This window comes from Amycolatopsis sp. NPDC049253 (genome assembly GCF_040678995.1).
Classification (GTDB): domain Bacteria; phylum Actinomycetota; class Actinomycetes; order Mycobacteriales; family Pseudonocardiaceae; genus Amycolatopsis.
In genome coordinates this window covers 223,937-239,227 of the sequence record NZ_JBFAQX010000005.1, presented here as the reverse complement: position 1 = coordinate 239,227, position 15,291 = coordinate 223,937, and the positions used below count along the sequence as shown (strand labels likewise).

The 15,291-nt window shown below is 71.5% G+C and carries 16 protein-coding genes and 2 pseudogenes; 7 read left to right on the top strand and 11 right to left on the bottom strand.

The window, feature by feature from the left end:
* Positions 1–104: 104 nt before the first annotated feature.
* Genes AB0K15_RS14425 through AB0K15_RS14410 form a run of 4 tightly spaced genes read right to left on the bottom strand, consistent with a single transcriptional unit; the run spans position 105 to position 3,391 of the window.
* Complete coding sequence (locus AB0K15_RS14425) at positions 105–428, bottom strand: hypothetical protein (protein WP_285972176.1); 324 nt, start codon at positions 426–428, stop codon at positions 105–107.
* A gap of 46 nt (positions 429–474) precedes the next feature.
* Positions 475–1,128 carry a TetR/AcrR family transcriptional regulator gene (locus AB0K15_RS14420; protein WP_364049452.1) on the bottom strand — a complete coding sequence of 218 codons (654 nt, stop codon included), beginning with the start codon at positions 1,126–1,128 and terminating at the stop codon, positions 475–477.
* The gene (locus AB0K15_RS14415; RefSeq protein WP_364049450.1) at positions 1,119–2,651 is read right to left on the bottom strand and encodes an ATP-dependent acyl-CoA ligase; all 1,533 of its coding nucleotides are present in this window, start codon (positions 2,649–2,651) and stop codon (positions 1,119–1,121) included. The genes AB0K15_RS14420 and AB0K15_RS14415 overlap by 10 nt, the downstream gene beginning before the upstream one ends.
* Positions 2,648–3,391, bottom strand: a complete 744-nt coding sequence (locus tag AB0K15_RS14410) for an enoyl-CoA hydratase/isomerase family protein (RefSeq protein ID WP_364049448.1) — start codon at positions 3,389–3,391, stop codon at positions 2,648–2,650. Before AB0K15_RS14410 ends, AB0K15_RS14415 begins: the two co-directional genes overlap by 4 nt.
* A gap of 47 nt (positions 3,392–3,438) precedes the next feature.
* On the opposite strand from AB0K15_RS14410, the gene AB0K15_RS14405 reads away from it, so the two are divergent.
* Positions 3,439–5,016, top strand: a complete 1,578-nt coding sequence (locus AB0K15_RS14405; protein WP_364049446.1) for an amidohydrolase — start codon at positions 3,439–3,441, stop codon at positions 5,014–5,016.
* Between the two features lies 1 nt (position 5,017).
* Here the strand turns inward: AB0K15_RS14405 and AB0K15_RS14400 are convergent, their stop codons facing one another.
* Complete coding sequence (locus tag AB0K15_RS14400) at positions 5,018–5,347, bottom strand: hypothetical protein (protein ID WP_364049444.1); 330 nt, start codon at positions 5,345–5,347, stop codon at positions 5,018–5,020.
* A gap of 55 nt (positions 5,348–5,402) precedes the next feature.
* Here AB0K15_RS14400 and AB0K15_RS14395 point away from each other — a divergent pair, with 55 nt between their 5' ends.
* The 6 genes from AB0K15_RS14395 (at position 5,403) to AB0K15_RS14370 (ending at position 10,048) form a co-directional block, all read left to right on the top strand.
* Positions 5,403–5,843 (top strand): GNAT family N-acetyltransferase, encoded by a 441-nt coding sequence (locus AB0K15_RS14395; RefSeq protein WP_364049442.1) that lies wholly within the window; start codon positions 5,403–5,405, stop codon positions 5,841–5,843.
* Between the two features lie 111 nt (positions 5,844–5,954).
* Entirely contained in the window at positions 5,955–6,638 is a 684-nt protein-coding gene (locus AB0K15_RS14390; RefSeq protein ID WP_354874811.1) for a metal-dependent transcriptional regulator, read from the top strand.
* Positions 6,639–6,707: 69 nt separating this feature from the next.
* Complete coding sequence (locus AB0K15_RS14385) at positions 6,708–7,529, top strand: LLM class flavin-dependent oxidoreductase (protein ID WP_364049440.1); 822 nt, start codon at positions 6,708–6,710, stop codon at positions 7,527–7,529.
* Positions 7,530–7,603: 74 nt separating this feature from the next.
* Complete coding sequence (locus tag AB0K15_RS14380; protein ID WP_360593710.1) at positions 7,604–7,924, top strand: transcriptional regulator; 321 nt, start codon at positions 7,604–7,606, stop codon at positions 7,922–7,924.
* A gap of 225 nt (positions 7,925–8,149) precedes the next feature.
* Positions 8,150–9,220 carry an alcohol dehydrogenase catalytic domain-containing protein gene (locus AB0K15_RS14375; protein ID WP_364049438.1) on the top strand — a complete coding sequence of 357 codons (1,071 nt, stop codon included), beginning with the start codon at positions 8,150–8,152 and terminating at the stop codon, positions 9,218–9,220.
* Between the two features lie 198 nt (positions 9,221–9,418).
* Positions 9,419–10,048: an alpha-ketoglutarate-dependent dioxygenase AlkB gene (locus AB0K15_RS14370; protein ID WP_364049436.1), complete on the top strand. Its 630-nt coding sequence runs from the start codon at positions 9,419–9,421 to the stop codon at positions 10,046–10,048.
* On the opposite strand, the gene AB0K15_RS14365 is transcribed toward AB0K15_RS14370, so the two are convergent.
* The 6 genes and pseudogenes from AB0K15_RS14365 to AB0K15_RS14340 form a co-directional block, all read right to left on the bottom strand.
* Complete coding sequence (locus AB0K15_RS14365; protein WP_364049434.1) at positions 10,017–10,604, bottom strand: helix-turn-helix domain-containing protein; 588 nt, start codon at positions 10,602–10,604, stop codon at positions 10,017–10,019. The two genes, AB0K15_RS14370 and AB0K15_RS14365, sit on opposite strands and share 32 nt — an antisense overlap.
* 415 nt (positions 10,605–11,019) lie before the next feature.
* Positions 11,020–11,886 carry a biotin-dependent carboxyltransferase family protein gene (locus tag AB0K15_RS14360; protein WP_364049432.1) on the bottom strand — a complete coding sequence of 289 codons (867 nt, stop codon included), beginning with the start codon at positions 11,884–11,886 and terminating at the stop codon, positions 11,020–11,022.
* A pseudogene (gene pxpB, locus AB0K15_RS14355) lies at positions 11,886–12,486 on the bottom strand (5-oxoprolinase subunit PxpB). The gene AB0K15_RS14360 and the pseudogene pxpB overlap by 1 nt, the downstream one beginning before the upstream one ends.
* Positions 12,486–13,235 carry a 5-oxoprolinase subunit PxpA gene (locus AB0K15_RS14350; RefSeq protein WP_364049430.1) on the bottom strand — a complete coding sequence of 250 codons (750 nt, stop codon included), beginning with the start codon at positions 13,233–13,235 and terminating at the stop codon, positions 12,486–12,488. Before AB0K15_RS14350 ends, pxpB begins: the two are co-directional and overlap by 1 nt.
* Positions 13,226–14,013 (bottom strand): annotated as a pseudogene (locus tag AB0K15_RS14345) (putative hydro-lyase). The gene AB0K15_RS14350 and the pseudogene AB0K15_RS14345 overlap by 10 nt, the downstream one beginning before the upstream one ends.
* Entirely contained in the window at positions 14,010–15,284 is a 1,275-nt protein-coding gene (locus AB0K15_RS14340; protein WP_364049428.1) for an MFS transporter, read from the bottom strand. The pseudogene AB0K15_RS14345 and the gene AB0K15_RS14340 overlap by 4 nt, the downstream one beginning before the upstream one ends.
* Positions 15,285–15,291: the final 7 nt, after the last annotated feature.

The following is a 15,291-nucleotide window of genomic DNA, read 5'->3' as shown; positions in this document are numbered from 1 at the left end:
TGGTAAGCGCCTTGTAAAAACGGCATGAAAACCGTGAAGGCCTCGTGGCGGGACGCGCGGTCCGGCCACGAGGCCTTCAGGGGATGAACGGTGTTCTCAGTGAATCACTTGCTGCTGTTGCGGAGGGCGATGGGGACGCCGGCCAGGTCCTCTTCGTTGCAGAGCACCTTGACGTCGTAGTAGGGCGACCCCTGGCGGTCGTCGTAGTCGAGGTGAATCGCCAGGACGTCGAGCGGTTCACCGAGCCACTCCTGAGCTTGACGCAGCCACACGGCACAGCGTTCTAGTGCGGTCGGCAGATCGTCGTCGCGGAACTCAACCGGGCGGTAAGGCACATCCTGCACCTGGTCGCGGGGATTTGCTGGAGCGGGCAGGCTAGGTGCGAGACCCGAGTCGTCCAATTCCAGGTGGATCGTTTGCTCAGTCACCCTTCGAGCGTCCCCCACGTTCGCCCAATCAGCAAGGCGTAGGCCGCTAAAACCCCGGCTGAACAGGCATGTCCCACACCTGGGCGACTACCTCCAGGCACTGTCGCAGATCGGGAACAGCCACGGTGACGGGGTGGCCGAGGGCGCCCAGCGCCAGCTCCGCGTAGTGCGTGGCCAGCGCTTCGAGCGGCAACGGCCCCAGCGGCGAGTACCAGCGCGCCACCCCGCTGCACATCTCCAGCAGCGCCAGGCGCGTCACAGCCGGGTGTGCGGTGTGGAACACGCCCGCCGTCACGCCGTCGGCGATCGCCCGCGCCCACAAACCCTCGTATTCGTCCCGCAGAGCGACGACTCGCGTACGCGCGGCATCCGAAAGCGCGTCGACTTCGTTGTCCACCACGCGGGTTTCGGCGGGCCGCGCGGCGTGGGCGAGCACGTGCAGCGCGACGAGCGAACGCAGGCGCGCCACCGGATCGGCCGCACCGGCGGTGGCCTTGCCCGCCGCGTCGAGCAGCCGCCGCAACGCGGTGGTCATGATCTCGACGAGCAGGTCTTCCTTGGTGCCCATGTAGTGGTACAGGCTCGCCGACGACAGCTCGGCCTCGCTCGCGAGATCGCGAATCCCGGTGCCGTGGAAACCCTTGGCGGCGAACAGTTTCACGGCCGCCGCGCGCACGCGTTCGCCGCTGCTCACAGCCATGTCCCCGTGGTCCGGTCCCATGCGCCGGCGCGCAGGTCCGCAACCTTCCGCAGCTCGCCCTTCGCGACGCGTTCGGACGGCGTGAGCGGCAGCTCGCCGGCGAACGCCCAGAAGCGCGGCACCTTGAAATACGCCAGCTTCTCGGCGCAGAACTCGGCGAGCTCTTCAGGCGCCACCTCGCCTTCGCAGACGACGTAGGCCTTCACCTCTTCGCCCCGCAGCTCGTCGGGCACCGCGAGCACCGCCGCCAGGCGCACGGCGGGGTGCAGCAGCAGCGCGCGTTCCACCTCGTCGGCCGAGATGTTCTCGCCGCTGCGCCGGATCATGTCCTTGGTGCGGCCTGCGAAGAACACGCGGCCCTCGGCGTCCATGCTCGCCAGGTCGCCTGTGTGGAACCAGCCGCCGGCGAACGCGCGCGAGGTGGCTTCCGGGTCGTCGTGGTAGCCGTGCATCAGGCCGATGCCGCGGATGAGCAGCTCGCCGGTTTCGCCGCGCGGCAGGGGTTTCCCGTGCTCGTCGGCGATCAGCACCTCGCGGTCGCGGCTGGGCCGGCCGATGCAGCCGGTGCCCACGGCGACGTCGTGGTCCGCCTCCGGCACGCGGATGTCGCCGCCGGTCTCGGTCATGCCGAACGCCTCGTACCACGGCGCGCCCCACCGCTGTTCCAGCTCGGCGTGCAGCTCGCGCGGAATGGCCGACGCGCAGATCGCGCGCACGCGGTGGTTGCGGTCGTCCGCGTGCGGTGGCTGGCGCAGCAGCAGCGTCGGCATCAGGCCGAGGCAGTAGAACCACGTGACGCCGTGCTCGCGCACCTTGGCCCAGAACGTGGACGGGTGGAAGCGGTCGAGCACCACGAGTGTGGCACCGCCCGCGAGTCCCAACGCGACGTTCCACTGTGGATCGATGTAGTGGAACGGCTGCGCGGTCAGCAGCACGTCTTCCTCGCCCACGGAAGGAAAGTCCGTGGCGAGGCTGACGGCGAGCGTGGTCCAGTACCGGTGCGGCAGCACGCAACCCTTGGGGGCGCCGGTCGTGCCGGAGGTGTACTGGATGTTCACGGGCTGCTCGGCGACGACGTCCGCGGCCGGCCTCGCGTCCGGCGCCCGCAGGTCCGCCGGCGTCAGCACCCGTTCCACGGCGGTGTCCGGCGCGATCTTCTCCAGCAGCTCCACGAACTCGTCGGCCGCGACGGCGAACCGCGCGCCGGAGTGGCGCAGCACGTGGGCGCCGTCGAACTCGCGGTAGTTCGTGTTCACCGGCACCAGCACCGCGCCGAGCTTCGCCAGCGCGAGCCACAGCAGCGGGAACTCCGGCTGGTTGCGCAACATCACGGCCACGCGGTCGCCGGGCCGCACGCCCAGCTCGTGCAACCCGGCGGCGAACCGGCCGCTGCGCTCGTCGACTTCGGCGAAGGTGAACCGCTCGCCCGTCGTGTCGAAGACCCAGGCGGTGCGCCCCGGCCACAGCCGCGCGGCGCGGTCCACCAGCGCGACCAGCGTGTCGGCCTGCTGCAGGGTCTTCACGCACGGCTCCGGAACGCCTCGGTGGACTCGCGCACCGCGGCCGAGTGCTCGGTGATCAGCGCGTGGCTGACCTCCAGCTCCAGGGCTGATTCCAGCGCGTGGTCGAGGCCGGAGTCGAGCGCCCGCTTGGCCATGGTGGCGGCCTCGGCGGGGTGGTGCGCGATCTTCTCGGCCCAGCCCAGCGCCAGCGTCATGAGCTCGGCGGCGGGCACGGCGGCATTGACCAGGCCGAGGTCGTGGGCGCGCAGACCGTCGAACCGCTCGCCGAGCAGCAGCAGCTCCTTGGCCTTCATCGGCCCGACGAGCAGCGGCAGCAGGCGCGAGGCCGCGCCCGTCACGCTCAGCCCGAGCGAGACCTCGGGGAAGCCGAACACGGCGTCGTCGGCGGCCAGCACCAGATCGCAGCCGAGCGCGAACTCCGCTCCGGCGCCGAGGGCGTAGCCGTGCACGGCGGCGATCACCGGCTGCGGGAGCGCGCGCAGCCGGCGGGTCACGTCCTGCAGCCGGTCCAGCCGGGCGCGCGAGTCGCCTTCCGGCGTCGGCTCCTTGAGGTCGTGGCCGGCGCAGAAGGCGCGGCCGTTGCCGGACAGCACGACCACGCGGGCGGTGCTGCGCGCGACGCCGTCCAGGGCGGTCAGGAAGTCGTCCACCAGCACGGGCGCCACGGCGTTCAGCCGCTCGGGCCGGTTCAGCCGGATGTGCGCGATGCCGCCCTCGACGGCGAGGTCCACGGTGCTCATGGCAGCGAGCCTAGACGTTCGATCGATCGATCGATAGGGTCTCGTTCATGCGGGTCGACGCGGTGTACGAGAACGCCCGGCTGCTCACCGGGGAGGGTGCGCTCGCCGTGCTGCACGGCCGGGTGGTGGCGCTGGGTGAAGACGCTTCGGAGCTTTCCGCGCGCCGGCGGATCGACCTCGGCGGCGCGTACGTGGTGCCCGGGTTCCACGACGCCCACAACCACATGGCGTGGTTCGGTATGGGCTTGGACGACGTGCCGCTCAGCGACTGCCGCAGCGTCGAGGAGGTCTACGACGCCGTGGCGCGCCGGGCCGCCGAGCTGCCCGCCGGCAGCTGGGTCATCGGGAGCGGTTACGACCAGAACAAGCTGGCCGGTGGCGCGCACCCGGATCGCCACGGCCTCGACCGTGCCGCACCCGGGATGCTCGTGCGGCTCAAGCACACGTCCGGGCACATGACCGTGGTCAACTCCGCCGTGCTGCACCAGCTCGACCTGGCGCACGTACCGGTGGGCGGCGACGTCGTGCTCGACGCTGCCGGGTCGCCGACCGGGCTGTTGCGCGAGCAGGCCCAGCTGCTGCTGCGGCCGCTGACCTACCCGACGCCGCTGGAGTCCGTGGTCCGCGGCCTCGACCGCGCGAGCGAGCAGTTCCTGTCCGAGGGCATCACGAGCGTGCAGGAGGCCGGCATCGGCGGCGGGCTGGTCGGGGAGACACCCGCCGAGCTGGCCGCGTACCAGCTGGCTCGCGAACGCGGGGTGCTGCGCGTGCGGAGCACGGTGATGGTGGCGGCGAGCGTGCTCCACGACCTGCCCGACGGTGCCGGGTTCGGCCTCGACCTGGGCCTGCGCACGGGCTTCGGCGACGAATGGCTGCGTGTCGGCCCGATGAAGCTCTTCGCCGACGGTTCCCTGGTCGGGCGCACCTGCGCGATGCACGAGCCGTTCGCCGGCGAGCCGGACAACCGCGGCTACTTCCAGGTGCCCGAGGAGGAACTGGCCCGCACGATCCGCCTCGCGCACGACGCGGGCTGGCAGATCGCGACACACGCCATCGGCGATCGCGCCATCACGGTGGTGCTCGACGCGTACGAAGCCGCGTTGGCCGCTTCGCCGCGCGAGGACCACCGGCACCGCATCGAGCACTGCGCGGTGCTGCAGCCGGCGGAGCTGACTCGGCTGGCCCGGCTGGGGCTCATCGCGTCGCCGCAGGGCCGGTTCGTGAACGAGCTGGGTGACGGCATGCGCGCGGCGCTCGGCGAAGCACGGGTGCCGTGGTGCTACCGCCTGCGCAGCGTCCTCGACGCCGGTTGCGTGCTGCCCGCGAGCTCCGACCGTCCGGTCGTCGACGGCGCGCCGCTGCTGGGCCTGGCCGACATGGTGCGCCGGTGCACGTCCTCGGGCGTGCCGTTCTCGCCCGAGGAAGCGCTGACCCCGCAGGAGGCGCTGCGCGCGTACACCTACGGCTCGGCGTACGCGACGTTCGCCGAACACGACCTCGGCACGCTGGAGCCGGGCAAGCTGGCGGACTTCGTGGTCCTTTCGGGTGATCCACTGTCCACTATGGATGATCTCCGCGTGCTCGCCACGGCCGTGGGCGGCGAACTGCGCTACGAGGCATCGTGACCTATCGCTTGCCGACGAACGCCCACGCCTCGCGCGCCAGCGCGGGCCAGTCGAGCGGCGACTCCTCGGCGAGCGTGAACCACTCCTTCATCGGCGTGCCCTTGTTCGCGTCGAACCGCACGCCGTGGCCCTCGGCCACCAGTGCGTCGACGCGGGGCTTCGGCAGCTTCACCACGAGGTGCCCGCGCACGAGCATGGCGAAGATGCGATTGTCCACACGCAGGGCACTCGACCCGAACCCGCTTCCGGGCCGCGGCGGCTCGACGCCGTCGGCGTCTTCGCCGCCCAGCAGCTCGTCGATCAGGTCCTCGAACCGGTCTTCGGGGCTCATGCCCGCACCGTAACCGCGACCACCGACAAGAACCGACCAGATTGGGGCTCCTCGCATGCCCGTCCGCGACGCCGTCTTCGAAGACGCCGAAGAGATCTGCGCGCTCATCGAAGAGCACGCCGTGTACGAGGACAAGCACGACCTCAAGCTCGACCGCGCCGAGATGAGCGGGTACCTGTTCGGGCCCGAGCCGAAGGCGTGGGTCGTCCTCGCGACGCCGCCGGACCGCCCGGACGTGGTCGCGGGCTTCGCGTTCTGCAGCTGGAACTTCTCGACGTGGGAAGCCCGGCCGGGGATCTGGCTCGACGACCTGTTCATCCGCCCCGAGTACCGCCGGCACGGGCTGGGTCGCGAGCTGCTCGACGAGCTGCGGTCACGCACCACCGGCCGCGTCGAGTGGGACATGCAGGCGGGCAACGAGAAGGCCGAGGCGTTCTACGCGCAGCTGGGCGCGGACCCCGTGCCGGGCTGGATCCGGTACCGCTGGCGGCCGTGAGACCCGCTGTCCGGACCACCGCTGGTCCGGACCGAGTCGTTCAGCGTTGAACCACATTCGGGCGCCCCACGGCGTCCGGACGGTGAGGGGTGAGCCCGTATCGTATGCGTTATGGAAGATGGTTCCGTCCGGAGGTCGTCGTCGGTCGAGGACTACGTGCGCGTGATCTACGGGCTCGTCGAGCGCGGTGAGGCCGTGACCAATGCGACGCTGGCGGGACGGCTCGAGGTGAGCCCGTCGTCGGCGTCGGGCATGGTCACGAAGCTTTCGCAGCTCGGGCTGGTGGCCCACGTGCCCTACCGGGGCATCGAGCTGACCGCCGAGGGGCGGCTGCTGGCGCGCTCGGTGCTGCGCCGCCACCGGCTGATCGAGACCTACCTCGTCTCCGAACTGGGCTACACCTGGGACGAGGTCCACTCGGAGGCCGACGCGCTGGAGCACGCGGTGTCCGACCGGCTGGTCGAGCGCATCGCCGCGAAGCTCGGCAACCCCTTGCGCGACCCGCACGGCGACCCCATCCCGGCTCCCGACGGCAGTGTCGAGGAGGTGCCGATGCGCATCCTGGACGACCTGCCGCCCGGCGCCGTCGGCGAGATCGTGCGCGTGTGGGACACGGATCCGGAGCTGCTGCGCTACCTCACCGAGCACGCCATCGGCCTGGGCGAGCGCATCGAGGTCGTCGAGCGCCAGCCGTTCGGCGGGCCGATGGTCGTGAAGGTGGGCCAGCCGCCGGACGCCGCGACGCACGCCATCGGCAAGGAGATCGCGCAAGCGCTGTCTGTCGCCGTGCGCTGACGGGCGTACGCCGCGGTGTCGCTCCTCGGCGGATGTGGGCTACCCCCGCCGGCGCCGACGATGGTCGCCATGACCACGAAACCGTTTCGCTTCGGGATCGTCGCCGGGTACGCCCCCGACCTCGAAGCCTGGACCGACCAGGCCCGCCGGATCGAGGACCTCGGCCTCGACACCCTGCTCGCCACCGACCCCGTCGGCGACGCCGACCCGCTCACGCTCGTGCCCGCGGCTGCCGCCGTCACGAGCCGCCTCACGCTGGGCACCTTCGTGCTGGCCGACCCGTTCCGCGACGCCCGCCAGCTCGGCTGGCAGGTGTCCACGTTGCACCGCGTGACGGGCGGCCGCTTCGAGCTCGGCCTGGGCGTCGGCCGGCCCGGCGCCGATGCGTTCGCGCGCGGCCTCGGCCGGGAGTTCGCGGCGCCGGGTGAGCGCATCGCGCGCCTGGCCGACACCATCGCGTTCCTCAAGGAGACGCCCGAGCGGCCGCGGCTGCTGCTCTCCGGCGGCGGGCCGAAGATGCTCGCGCTCGCCGCGCGCGAGGCAGATGTGGTCACTCTGTCCTGGGCACCCCAGACGACGGAATCCGAAGCCGACTCTATTGTGGACAACTTTCACGAAATGGCGGGGACGCGATTCGGTGCGATCGAACTTTCGGTGAATCTGATAGCCGTCGGAAATGCGCCGGCACCCCACATCGCGAAGTACACCGGAGTGGATGTTCCCGAGCTCGCCGCGAACGGCGCTGTCACGGTTCTGCCGGAAAACCCCGGCGCAGCAACGGAAACTCTTCTCCGGTGGCGCGAACGGTGGGGGATTACCTACGTCACCGTGAATTCCGGCTACGCAGAACCCTTCGCGGAGATCGCTCGTTCTCTCTCCGCAGGCGGGTGAGTGCCCTTCCGATCATGTGGAGTCCGGCCTACGCTCCGAAGTTTCGGGAAGCGACATGGTTCGGAGCGTGTGCGATGACCGGTCAGCGAACGTCGACGATGGACAGGGCGGAAACGGCGGAACGGGATCTCGGGCGGTTGCTCGAGGCCGGCCCGTTCGCGGACGCCCTGCGAGCGGCAATCAGGGCGAGGGGGCTGGGACTGGACAGGATCAGATACCGCTTGCGTGGCAGGGGAACTTCCCTGAGTCTCGCGACATTGAGCCACTGGCAGTCGGGGCGGTGCCGCCCGGAACGGCCGGAATCATTGCAGGCACTAAGGAATTTGGAAGACATCCTCGGGGTGCCGCCGAATTCCCTGCGGAGGTTGCTGGGCCCGCCGCGCTCGCGGCGCTGACTCCGCCGTGTTTTCTGCCTCGGCTTCGCCGAGGCGTGCGAGATCGCCGGTGAGCCGGCTTCCGGATCGAGCGGGCGGATCGGCCTGGCGGCCGATCACGTCGCCCGATCCAGAAACCGGCGCGATCTCGCGCCGGGGCTGGGTTCGAGTGGCTCGGGCAGGGCGGAAGTGCGTGGCCGGAGCAGGGCGCGAACGGGAACCCCGGGACTCCTTACGATCACTCCCATGCGTGCGGTCGTGATGCGAGAGTTCGGGGTGCTGCCCCAGGTGGTCGAGGTGCCGGATCCGGTGGCGCCGCCCGGTGGGGTGGTGATCGCGGTCGAGGCGACGGGCGTGTGCCGCAGCGATTGGCACACGTGGCAGGGCCACGACGAAGCCGTGAAGCTGCCGCACGTCGCCGGCCACGAGCTGGCGGGGCGGATCGCGGCGGTCGGTGCGGGCGTGCGCGGCTGGGAGGCCGGCGCGCGGGTGACGGTGCCGTTCGTGTGCGCGTGCGGTAGCTGTGCGCAGTGTGCGCGCGGTGACCAGCAGATCTGCGACGACGAGTTCCAGCCGGGCGCCACCCACTGGGGGTCGTTCGCGGAGTTCGTGGCGATCGAGCACGCGCAGGCCAACCTCGTCGCGCTGCCGGACGCGATGTCGGCGGCGGAGGCCGCGGCGCTCGGCTGCCGCTTCGGCACGGCGTTCCGCGCGGTGCTCCGGCAGGGCGGTGTGCGGGCGGGCCAGTGGGTTTCCGTGTACGGCTGCGGCGGAGTCGGGATCTCCGCCGTGCTGCTGGCCGCGGCTGCGGGCGCGAAGGTCGTGGCCGTGGACGTCTCGCCGGCCGCGCGGGCGCTCGCGGAGCGCTCGGGTGCGGTGCTGAGCGTCGACGCGGGCGCGTTCGACGGGCCGGAGGCGCTGGCCGAGCACGTCCGGTCGCTGACCGGCGGTGGCACCCACGTGTCGCTCGACTGCCTGGGCTCGCCGGCCACGTGCGCCGCGTCGGTCGGCAGCCTGCGCAAACGCGGCCGCCACGTGCAGGCGGGCCTGATGCCGCCCGCGCAGGGCGTCGCGCCGATCCCGATGCACCGCGTGATCGGCGGCGAGCTGGAGATCGTGGGCATCCATGGCCTGCAGGCGCACGAGTACCCGGAGTTGCTGAGCGTGGTCGAGCGGTCGGGCATCGACCTCGCGGGCCTGATCGGCACTCGGATCGGCCTCGACGACGTGCCGGCCGCGCTGGCCGCGATGAACGACCCCGTGCCCGCGCGAGCCGGCGTGACCGTGGTCGAGTTCGGGCCGGCGAGGTCCGGATGACGCACGGTGATGACCCTCGGCCGTCGCGTCACGTGTCCATGTTGTAGCTGATCGAAACCTGGTCTGTTACACCCGAGTGTGGGAGTGTCGAGGCGGCGGTTCCGGCGAGGGGTACCGCCGCAGGAGCACCCGGCTGGACCCTTCGGGTGGCTCCTGCGGTCTGCCGAGTCCCGCCGGTGCGATGCGACAATGTTCGCGATGGAACTGCTGCCACGTCCCCGGGTCGAACTCGCGCCTGGCGCGGTCCACGTCCCCGACTGGCTCGATCTCGACCATCAGCGCTCGCTCGTCGAGGCCTGCCGCGGCTGGCGCGGCTACCGCCAGACCCGCCTGCCCCATGGCGGTGTGATGTCCGTGCGCATGGTCTGCCTCGGCTGGCACTGGCTCCCGTACCGCTACTCCCGCACCCGCGAGGACGGCTCGCCCGTGGAACCGTTCCCGCCCTGGCTCGGCGACCTCGGTCGGCGCGCGGTCGCCTCGGCGTACGGCGACGGCTACGACTCCGCCGGCTACGACCCCGACGTGGCCCTCGTGAACTACTACGACGCCACGGCCAAAATGGGCCAGCACCAGGACAAGGACGAGCGCTCCCCGGAGCCGGTCGTGTCCCTCAGCCTCGGCGACACCTGCGTGTTCCGCTTCGGCAACACCGAGAACCGCAACCGCCCCTACACCGACGTCGAGCTGCGTTCCGGCGACCTGTTCGTCTTCGGTGGCCCCTCGCGGCTGGCGTACCACGGCGTGCCCCGCACCCTGCCCGGCACGGCCGACCCGGCGCTGGGCCTGACGGGGCGGCTCAACCTGACGTTGCGGGTCTCGGGTTTGTGAGGTTGTCCTCCGGTAGTACGACGAGCCGGACGGCCATGTCCCGCGCGCCGGGCGCCCCTTCGGTCGTGTACTTCCACAGCAGCGCCCGGAAGTCGGTCGCAAACGCTTCCACCTGGTCCTTGGTGAGCGTGAGCCCGGCCCGGTAGATCTGGTTCCAGCCTTCCGAACTGTCGTAGCCGGCGTACGCGCGGACGACGAGGTCGAGGTCGTGGCTCATCTTCAGCGCGCCGATCTGGGTGGCGGCCGTGCGCTCGTCGTCGGTCATTTCGAGGCCGGGCGGGGTGTAGACGTTGGTCATCATCGAGCGCCACCACCGCTCACGGCCCGACGAACGCTCCTCGATCTCGGCGATCAGCTTCTGCTCGGCGAGCTTGCGCAGGTGGTAGCTCGTGGTGCCCGTGCTCTCGCCGAGCGCCTTGGCGACGCTCGTCGAATTCGCCTCGCCGTGTTTGCCCAGGTAACGGAGGATGTCGCGGCGCACCGGGTTGGCGAGTGCCTTCTGGAGGGCCTTGAGGTCGGGGCCGGTGAGGACCCGCTGTTCCGGTGGTTCCGCCATGCCACTCAGCGTAGTGCAGAGAACTATTGCAGAAAAAGTTTGCAGAGAGTCTCTGCAATTGGCTAGCCTGGCCGGGACGAAGGGGGAAGTCATGAAAAGGGGTTGGGTGCCGGCGCTCGCCGGAGCCGGATTGGTGCCGTGGCTGGGAATCTTGGTGGCGACGCTGCCCGACACGTACGCGGCGCAGCACTGGCGCCTCGCGTGGGTGGGGCTCGACGTGCTGGAGGCGGTCGGCCTGCTGCTCACGGGCTGGTGGCTGCTGCGCGGCGACCGCCGCGCGCCGGCCCCCGCGGCCGCGACGGGGGCACTCCTGCTGGCCGACGCGTGGTTCGACGTGACCACGGCCGGGCCGGACGTCGCGGCGTCGGTGGCGATGGCTGTGGTCGAGGTGCCGCTGGCGGTGTTCTGCCTCGTGTCAGCCTTCATGGCTCAGCGTGAAGCGCACGCGCTGACCGGGCCGCAGCTGCGCGGCGACGTCGAGGTCGGGTTCGCGGACGACGGCGGGCACGGGATAACCGCCGGTCACGGGGTGGTCGGCGAGGAACAGGATCGGCACGCCCGAGGGTGGCACCTGCAGCGCACCCGGCACCGCGGCTTCCGGCGGCAGCTCGCCGGAGCGCGAGCGGGTGAGCGCCGGCCCGTCGAGCCGGACGCCGACGCGGTCCAGGTCGGCGGTCACCGCGTACCCGGAGGTGACCAAAGTGGACAGTGCCGTGCGGGTGAACCAGTCGAGGCGCGGCCCGGGGGTGATGCGCAGGATCGGCTCTTCCGAAAGCCGGGCCAGTGGAGCCAGGTCGACGACCGGCTGCCCGGTGACGACGTCGCCCACCGGGAGCGTCGTTCCCGGAGCCAGGGGCGGAGGCCCGAGCCCACCCATGGTGTCGGTGGCCCGCGCGCCGAGCACCGGCCGCACGTCGAACCCACCGCGGATGGCGACGTAGCAGCGCAGGCCGCGGGTGGCCGTTCCGAGCACCAGCTCTTCGCCGGCCCGCAGCGCGACGGGTCCGTTCGGTGCGGCCGTCCGCCGCCCGGCCCGCACGTCGACTTCCGCCCCGGTGACGGCGACCAACGCGGCTTCGGAGACCCGCAGCCGCAACCCGCCGAGCGTCACCTCCAGGGCCGCGTGCGTCTCGGGATTGCCGACCAGCCGGTTCGCCAGCCGCACCGACGAACGGTCAGCTGCCCCGGACCGCCCGACGCCGACGGCGGCGAAACCGGGCCGGCCCAGGTCCTGCACGGTCGCGAACGGACCGGTCGCGAGCACTTCCACCTTCCCGGTCATCACACCGCCTCGAACCGCACGCGCGTGCCCGGTGTGAGCCGGTGGGGCGGGTCGCGCTCGACATCCCACACCGGCAGGGAACTGGTGCCCACCAGGTGCCAGCCGCCGGGTGACGGGCGCGGGTAGACGGCCGAGTACTCGCCCGCGATGGCGACCGAACCGGCGGGCACGCGAGTGCGCGGCACGGACCGGCGTGGCAGGTGCAGCGCGGGATCGAGGCCCGTCAGGTAAGCGAAGCCCGGGGCGAAGCCGCAGAACGACACCACGTACGAAGCCGAGCTGTGCAAGGACACGACCTCCCGCACCGACAAGCCGGAAGCCTCCGCGACGTCGGCGAGATCCGCCCCGTCGTAGCGCACCGGCACGGTGACCTGGGCCGAAGAGCCCGCGACAACATCCACAGTGGACACAGAAGACAACAACCGGGTCAACGAAGCGATCTCCACCACCGCAGGATCGAACCGCACCAGCAGCGTCCGCGCGGCCGGCACCAGCTCCACGACCCCCGGCCGGCGGAGCCGACTCCAGCGCCGCCTGCAACCCGAGCACGTCCTGGGACTTCACGAGCACCGCGGATCCGCCGTAAGGCAACACGGAAATCACACGAACGACTCCACCGTGACCCCCGCCTCCGCCAACGAGGCGCGAATCCGCCGCGCGATGTCCACGGCCCCCGGCGTATCACCGTGCACGCACAGGGAAACTGCCCGCAGCTCGAGCTTCCCGCCGTCCACGTCGATCACCGAGCCCGAGGTGGCCATGGCCGTGGCACGCGCGGCGACCTCGTCGGCGTCGTGCAGCACCGCGCCCGGCAGCTTCCGCGACACGAGCCGTCCCTCCGACGTGTAAGCCCGGTCCGCGAACGCCTCCGCATACCCCGTCACCCCGGCCGCCGAAGCCGCGCGCAGCATCTCCGAGTCCGGCGGGCACAACAGCGCCAACCCGGTCCCGAACTGCCGCACGCCCTCTACGAGCGCCGCCGCCTGCGCCGGGTCCACCGCCGCCGTGTTGTACAGCGCACCGTGCGCCTTCACGTACTTCACTGAAGACCCGGCCGCTCGCGCGAAAGCGTCCAACGCGCCGATTTGGTACAGCACGTCGTCCGTGAGGTCCGCGGGCGAGATGTCCAGCGCCCGCCGGCCGAAGCCGGCGAGGTCGCGGTAACCCACGTGCGCCCCGATCGTCACGCCGCGTTCGGCCGCGCGGGCGCACACCCGCCGCATCACGCCGGGGTCGCCCGCGTGGAAGCCGCACGCGATGTTCGCGCTGGTCACGATGTCGAGCATCGCCTCGTCGTCGCCCATCCGCCACGCGCCGAAGCCTTCGCCGAGGTCGCTGTTCAGATCCATGGCACTCCCATCTCGCGTTGGTCCGTCAAGAACATGTACCCCGGCGCGTGCGTGATGGCGAACGGCGGCCGCGAAGCCATCACCGCCGCCTGCGGGGTGACGCCGCAGGCCCAGAACACCGGCACGTCGCCGGGCTCCAGGTCCACGGCGTCGCCGAAGTCCGGCCGCGCCAGGTCCGTGATGCCCAGCGCCGCCGGGTCGCCGACGTGCACCGGGGCGCCGGGCAGCGAGGGTGACGCCGAGGTGATCCGCACGGCGTCGTCGAGCAGCTCCGCCGGGACCGGCCGCATCGTCACCACCACAGGCCCGTGCAGCCGGCCGGCGTGCACTGCCGGTCGGTCACGTACATCGCCATGCGCCCCTGCGTCCGGTTCCGCAGCGGCACGCCGCCCGCGACCAGCGGCGCCTCGAACGAGTAGGTGCAGCCGATCGAGAACGCCACCATGTCGCTGCGCCACAGGCCGGTCGCGTCGGTGACCTCGCCGGTGAGCACCCCGTTGTGCCACACCCGGTAGCGCGGCAGGTCGGTGCGCAGGTCCGCGCCCGGCGCGAGCCGTGAGCCCGGGTCGCCGGGCCGGCTGACCTCGAGCACCGGGCACGCGCTCGGGTTGCGCGCGCAGAACAACAGCACGTCGTCGGCCCAGTCCTGCGGCACGGCGATCAGGTTGGCCTGCGCGTAACCCCGCGCCCAGCCCGCGGTCGGCCGCTCGGTGCCCGCGCGGAAGAGCGCGCGGGCCTCCGCGGGCGTCAGCGTGGCGGGGTCGCGGAACGTGGTCATGACCCGATCCCGGTCAGTTCCCGTCCGCGGGTTTCGGGCAGGCCCAGCAACGCGAGCGCGGCGATGGCGTACCCGACGGCACCGAGCGCGATCGCGCCACCCGCGCCCATGAACCCGACCACCGCGGGGAACGCGGCACCCACCGCGCGCCCGAAGTTGTACGTGAAGCCCTGGCCCGTCGCCCGCACCTCGGTCGGGTACAGCTCCGCGAGGTACGCGCCGAAGCCGCTGAAGATCGCCGACGTCGAGAAGCCCAGCGGGAAGCTGATCAGCAGCATGAGGCCGTTGGCGCCGTACGGCAGCTGCACGAACAGCACGATCAGCACCGCCGACAGCACGGAGAACAGCAGGAAGGTTCGCTTGCGCCCCAACAGGTCCGTGAGGTAGCCGCCGCACACGTAGCCGATGAACGCGCCGGGGATCAGCAGTGCGAAGTACCCGCCCGTGCCGACCACGGACAGGCCGCGGGCGGTCTTGAGGTACTGGGGCATCCACGTGAACAGCGTGTAGTACCCGCCCTGCACGCCGGTCGCGAGCAGCGCCGCGAAGAGCGTGGTGCGCAGCAGGCCGGGGCGGAAGATGCCGGCGAGCGAATTGCGCGTCTTCGTCTTGAGCGTCTTCAGGCGGCGTTCGGTCACGTGCTCGGCGTCGGCCACGCGGCGGCGCACCCACAGCACGAGCAGTGCCGGCAGCACACCGACCCAGAACAGCACGCGCCACGCGACGGCGTCGTCGAGCACGCTGAACAGCACGGTGTAGACGATCACCAGCAGGCCCCAGCCCACGGCCCACGCGCTCTGCACGAACGCGACGGTCCGGCCGCGGTAGCGCACCGAGCAGTACTCGGCGACCAGCGCCGCGCCGACGGCCCACTCGCCACCGAAGCCCAGGCCCTGCAGACCGCGGAACACCAGCAGCGTCTCGAAGTTCGGCGCGAAACCGCAGAACACCGTGAACACCGTGTACAGCGCGATGGTCAGCTGCAGCGTGCGGACGCGGCCGATGCGGTCGGCCAGCACACCGGCGCCGACACCGCCGATCGCGGAGACGACCAGCGTGGTCGTGCTGAGCAGCCCGGCTTCGCCGGAGGAGATGCCGAAGTACGCCGTGATGGCGGCGAGGCCGAACGGCAGGGTCTGGTAGTCGAAGGAGTCGAGCCCGTAACCGCCGAAGGCGGCGAAGAAGGCGCGCTTGCCCTTCGGCCCGAGGGATCGGAACCACTCGAACGGCCGGGCCGCACTCGTGGTGCCTGCTGTCACGTTCGTGTTCATGGGTACC

Bases quoted from the DNA above. Each gene is read 5' to 3' on its own strand.
- AB0K15_RS14395 (WP_364049442.1), top strand. From the start codon at position 5,403: ATGCCCGTCCGCGACGCCGTCTTCGAAGACGCCGAAGAGATCTGCGCG.
- AB0K15_RS14405 (WP_364049446.1), top strand. From the start codon at position 3,439: ATGCGGGTCGACGCGGTGTACGAGAACGCCCGGCTGCTCACCGGGGAG.
- AB0K15_RS14360 (WP_364049432.1), bottom strand. From the start codon at position 11,886: ATGACCGGGAAGGTGGAAGTGCTCGCGACCGGTCCGTTCGCGACCGTG.
- AB0K15_RS14400 (WP_364049444.1), bottom strand. From the start codon at position 5,347: ATGAGCCCCGAAGACCGGTTCGAGGACCTGATCGACGAGCTGCTGGGC.
- AB0K15_RS14385 (WP_364049440.1), top strand. From the start codon at position 6,708: ATGACCACGAAACCGTTTCGCTTCGGGATCGTCGCCGGGTACGCCCCC.
- AB0K15_RS14350 (WP_364049430.1), bottom strand. From the start codon at position 13,235: ATGGATCTGAACAGCGACCTCGGCGAAGGCTTCGGCGCGTGGCGGATG.
- AB0K15_RS14340 (WP_364049428.1), bottom strand. From the start codon at position 15,284: ATGAACACGAACGTGACAGCAGGCACCACGAGTGCGGCCCGGCCGTTC.
- AB0K15_RS14375 (WP_364049438.1), top strand. From the start codon at position 8,150: ATGCGTGCGGTCGTGATGCGAGAGTTCGGGGTGCTGCCCCAGGTGGTC.
- AB0K15_RS14420 (WP_364049452.1), bottom strand. From the start codon at position 1,128: ATGGCTGTGAGCAGCGGCGAACGCGTGCGCGCGGCGGCCGTGAAACTG.
- AB0K15_RS14365 (WP_364049434.1), bottom strand. From the start codon at position 10,604: ATGGCGGAACCACCGGAACAGCGGGTCCTCACCGGCCCCGACCTCAAG.
- AB0K15_RS14380 (WP_360593710.1), top strand. From the start codon at position 7,604: ATGACCGGTCAGCGAACGTCGACGATGGACAGGGCGGAAACGGCGGAA.
- AB0K15_RS14390 (WP_354874811.1), top strand. From the start codon at position 5,955: ATGGAAGATGGTTCCGTCCGGAGGTCGTCGTCGGTCGAGGACTACGTG.
- AB0K15_RS14370 (WP_364049436.1), top strand. From the start codon at position 9,419: ATGGAACTGCTGCCACGTCCCCGGGTCGAACTCGCGCCTGGCGCGGTC.
- AB0K15_RS14410 (WP_364049448.1), bottom strand. From the start codon at position 3,391: ATGAGCACCGTGGACCTCGCCGTCGAGGGCGGCATCGCGCACATCCGG.